Genomic DNA, 1,044 nt, shown 5'->3' on the forward strand with positions numbered 1-1,044 from the left:
AAGCAGAACTACCGCGTGGCGGACATCGACTTCCACGACGACAAAGTCGTCGTGCACGGCGAGGACGGCCAGACGCACGAAGCCAGGTTCCTGGTGGACGGCAGCGGCTACCGCTCGCCCGTCGCCGACAAGCTGAACCTGCGGGAGGAGCCCACGCGCCTGAAGCACCACGCGCGCTCCATCTTCACGCACATGATCGACGTGGACCCCCTGGACAGGCACGTCAACGCCTCCCGGGAGGACACCCCGCCGCTGCCCTGGCACTCCGGGACCATGCACCACATGTTCGAGCGCGGCTGGTTCTGGATCATCCCGTTCGACAACCACAAGGACTCCAGCAGCAACCTGTGCAGCGTCGGCCTCCAGCTCGACCCGCGGCGCTACCCGCTGCGCGAGGACCTGACCGCGGAGGAGGAGTTCTGGGAGCACGTCAAGCGCTTCCCGCTGGTGCACCGGCAGTTGGCCAGGGCCCGCTCCGTCCGTGAGTTCACCCGCACCGGGCGGCTCCAGTACTCCTCCAAGCAGACCGTGGGGCACCGCTGGGCGATGCTCAGCCACGCGGCGGGGTTCGTCGACCCGCTGTTCTCCCGGGGCATGTCCAACACCGCCGAGATCATCAACTCGCTCGCCTGGCGGCTGATCGACGCCCTGGACGAGGACGACTTCTCCCTCGACCGGTTCAAGTACGTCGAGGAGCTGGAGCAGAACCTCATCGACTACAACGACAAGCTGGTCAACTGCGCGTTCATCACCTGGCCGAACTACGACCTGTGGCAGACGGTCTACCGGATCTGGAGCTTCGGCTCGCTGCCCGGCGCCTTCCGGATCATCCACAGCGACCTCAAGGCGCGGCGTTCGGGCGACCCCTCGTACTGGAAGCGCCTGGAGGAGGCCCAGTACCCGGGGCTGTGGTGGCCGGACAACGACGGCTTCAAGCAGACCTTCGACGACATGGTGCACTGCGTGGAGTCGGTCGAGGCCGGGACCATGACGGTGGAGGCGGCCACCAAGCGCCTGTACCGGCAGCTCCAGGAGGCCGACTGG

General features: G+C 67.0%; 1 protein-coding gene. It reads left to right on the top strand.

What is annotated here, in order from left to right:
- On the top strand, positions 1-1,044 hold a 1,044-nt coding region (locus ACYVO2_RS37230), incomplete at both ends, for an NAD(P)/FAD-dependent oxidoreductase (protein WP_461012559.1).

The sequence above is a fragment of the Streptomyces capparidis genome, assembly GCF_054782095.1.